The sequence below is a fragment of the Mesorhizobium sp. M7A.F.Ca.MR.362.00.0.0 genome (assembly GCF_004023175.1).
GTDB lineage: Bacteria > Pseudomonadota > Alphaproteobacteria > Rhizobiales > Rhizobiaceae > Mesorhizobium.
On record NZ_RZTF01000055.1, the window covers coordinates 12,454 to 14,233 of the forward strand.

A 1,780-nucleotide genomic window follows, 5' to 3' on the forward strand; every position below is an offset into this window, starting at 1 on the left:
CCGCGTCGACGAACAGCAGAGCCTCTTGGAAGCGATCGAGGCGGCCGGCGTCGATCCGCCCTATCTCTGCCGCGGCGGCGTCTGCGGCCAGTGCGAGACCAACGTCATTTCTTGCGACGGCAAGTTCATTCACAACGACCACTGGCTGAGCGAGGAAGAGCACCGTTCGGGCAAGAAGATCATGCCCTGCGTGTCGCGCTTCGAGGGCCGGTCGCTGGTGCTGGAGCGGTAGGAGAAAATCATGGGCATCACCTTTCGCAAGGAAACGTTCCGCGACGACTTCACCTTCAAGAACAGCCCGGAGCACATCAGGCGCTTCCCGTTTCCGTTCCACGAAGACGCCTACATGTATGCGGTCAACATCGAGCCGCATGTCGTCGGACCCAGGGGCAGCGTGCTGGAAAACCTGATCGACGTCGATGAGCACTATGTCGCCGAGATGCAGGACCGCGCGCTGGTGCTGGCCGAGGATCCGCTGCGCTGCCAGTCGCTGCCGCACATGACGCTGGCCGGCTGGGATCTTTTGATGGAGCAGCAGGCGCTGGGCTATCCCGAGCATTTCACGCTGACCCGCGACGGCGATCGCTGGCGCTGGATCAACCGGCCGCTCGGTATCGACGACACCTTCACTTTCGGCGACACCTCGACGCTACCTTACGGCCCGATGGAATACATCACCCGGCAAAGCCAGGGCGATTTCTGCATCCTCGACCAGCGCGACGGCAATCTGTGGATGGATGCCGGCATGGTCACCACCCAGGCCGACTGGTCGCTCGATTTCGACATCGGCATGAACTTCTTCGAATGGCATGCGCCGGTGCCGCTGGCGCATGAGAAGGGGATTTTCGTCAGGGCGCTGAAATTCCTCACCAACATCCAGCAGGGCAAGCCGGCGCGGCGCCTGAACTGGACGATGACCATCAATCCGCGCCTCGACACCAGCCCCGAGAACTACCACAAATGGGGTCCGGACCGGGCGACGGTGACGCCGGACAATGTCGGCGACAAGGTGCATCTGCGTGTCGAGCTGCAGAGTTTCTGGCGACTGCCGCGCTCCAACGGCATCGTCTTCCCGATCCGCTGCTATCTGATCAAGATGGATGAGCTGGCGACGCAGCCCAAATGGGCACGGCGCCTGCACCGCGTCATCCGCGACCTGCCTGACGAACTCGCCAACTACAAGGGCCTGACACGCTATCGCCCGGCGTTGGTCGAGTGGCTGTCGAAGCTCGACGATGGGAGCGCGACGAGCCCAGGGTTTGGGCCGGATTGAATAGCTGATGTTGGCGCTGCCCCCAAAGCAGCCAATCTCCCCCCAAGAGGGGGAGATGCCCGGCAGGGCAGAGGGGGGCGCCGTGGAGCGCCTGCCTTGCCCAATCTCCACCTCCGCGCTTACGACGCGTCGCCCAGCCCAGCCACAATCACGACATGCTGGCAGACATTGTCGATATCGCGAATGACATCGTCGTTCCAGAAGCGCAGGACCGTCCAGCCCAGCGCTTCGAATTTGGCGGTTCTTGCAGCGTCCGATTCCGACGTTTCGGCCCGGCCATGCTGGGAACCATCAAGCTCGACGATCAGCTTTTTGTCCGGGCATGCAAAATCGACGATATGGCCGGCGATAGGCATCTGGCGCCGAAACCCCAGTCCCATCAGCCTGTGTGCCCTGATCTCATTCCAAAGCTTGAGTTCGGCATCGGTCATCACCTTGCGCATCGTGCGCGCATTGCGGCGGCTGTTGGCGGATACCAGATTGTGCGTCATCGCGGTTCGCCCCCCC

At 62.4% G+C, this 1,780-nt stretch carries 3 protein-coding genes; 2 read left to right on the forward strand and 1 reads right to left on the reverse strand.

The annotated features are described in order from the left end of the window. Together EOC06_RS42160 and EOC06_RS10440 are read left to right on the forward strand one after the other, a co-directional pair. Positions 1-232, forward strand: a 232-nt coding sequence (locus tag EOC06_RS42160; protein ID WP_245469464.1) for a 2Fe-2S iron-sulfur cluster binding domain-containing protein, incomplete at its 5' end; no start/stop codon positions are given. Between the two features lie 9 nt (positions 233-241). Further along, a complete protein-coding gene (locus EOC06_RS10440; RefSeq protein WP_128307692.1) occupies positions 242-1,273 on the forward strand; it encodes a DUF3445 domain-containing protein in 1,032 nt (343 codons plus the stop codon). A 119-nt stretch (positions 1,274-1,392) separates the two neighbouring features. On the opposite strand, the gene EOC06_RS10445 is transcribed toward EOC06_RS10440, so the two are convergent. Then, positions 1,393-1,764 (reverse strand): endonuclease domain-containing protein, encoded by a 372-nt coding sequence (locus tag EOC06_RS10445; RefSeq protein ID WP_127320072.1) that lies wholly within the window; start codon positions 1,762-1,764, stop codon positions 1,393-1,395. Positions 1,765-1,780: the final 16 nt, after the last annotated feature.

Coding starts and splice junctions, on each gene's coding strand:
- EOC06_RS10440 (WP_128307692.1), top strand. CDS start 242: ATGGGCATCACCTTTCGCAAGGAAACGTTCCGCGACGACTTCACCTTC.
- EOC06_RS10445 (WP_127320072.1), bottom strand. CDS start 1,764: ATGACGCACAATCTGGTATCCGCCAACAGCCGCCGCAATGCGCGCACG.